Source organism: Streptomyces sp. A0958 (assembly GCF_004795035.1).
Classification (GTDB): Bacteria; Actinomycetota; Actinomycetes; order Streptomycetales; family Streptomycetaceae; genus Streptomyces.
This window is the reverse complement of the sequence record NZ_SSBK01000106.1, coordinates 1-977: the sequence shown is the minus strand read 5'-3', so window position 1 is coordinate 977 and position 977 is coordinate 1. Positions and strand designations below refer to the sequence as shown.

Annotated in this window: 1 pseudogene; it reads right to left on the bottom strand. The window is 64.4% G+C overall.

Annotation, left to right across the window (positions count from 1 at the left end):
* Positions 1–469: 469 nt before the first annotated feature.
* Positions 470–977, bottom strand: a pseudogene (locus E6P78_RS34065) (hypothetical protein); the annotation flags it as partial.

Sequence of the window (977 nt, the reverse complement as noted above, 5' to 3'; positions counted from 1 at the left end):
CTGAAGATGGACACGCCGCTTCTCTGCTTGATCAACCTTGTTGCTAGACACCTCAAGGTTCACAGAGAGCGGCGTGTTTCACGTATCAGCCCAGCCCAGGGCACCCACACATACGGCAGGAGAGCCCTAAATGAACTGTTCACACCAACTGCCTCGCGAGCATAAGCGGACTCCGCAAGGAACTCGCCATCACGGGCGTCACCCTTGGCCCCGAGCTTGCAATTCGGACCACGAGCACTCGGTCAGGGTGCACGCAGGCCAGCCAGCCGAACGCTGCTTTGTGACGGTCCGGGGTTTTGGTCACGGGCTGGACCCAAAGGGGCAGCGGACGTGGTGCCGCCGAATCGGATGACCGCCCGAGGCGAGCCTCCTACGGAGTCCATGCACCGCTGAACAGTGCCAATTCCAGTAGGTCCGGAGCGAGCGGCCAGTGCGTGGACCCGGCCAGCTGCCCGGTGACGCCATGTGTCTATCTCAGGTACACGCCGTAGCGGTGCGGGGTCCACCCGCCGTCGCTCCACAACCAGGCAGCGAGCTTCGCGGGTTCCTCAAGCTGGATTTCCTCCCCCAGTCGTGTCGTGTAGGCGCGCAGGACACGAGCTATGCGCTGGTCAAGGATGAGCGGGCGCGGCCCCGGCGCATCCACTACGGCGCCGCCGGCGAAGTACAGGAACTTGGTAAAGAACGCCGGTCCAAGGCCTGCGATCGCGCCGCTCAGCCTGCGGTAACCCGCCACGGCGCCATCGGTCGCCAGCAGCGCAATAGCCTGTGCCAGCACCGCCTCAACCGGCGCTGGGCGCAGGATCTCACCCAGCCGGTGGGCCCCATAGCCGATGTCACCCTGTCCCCAGTGAGGTTCCCCCGCTGTGCGGGAGGTGTTGACTAGCTGGTCAGGGCGGGGTGACGTAGTTTCAGGTTCACTTGTTCGGTCGTTGCCTGGTTGGCGTAGTGCTTCTCCTCGTACTCGATCGGGCTGA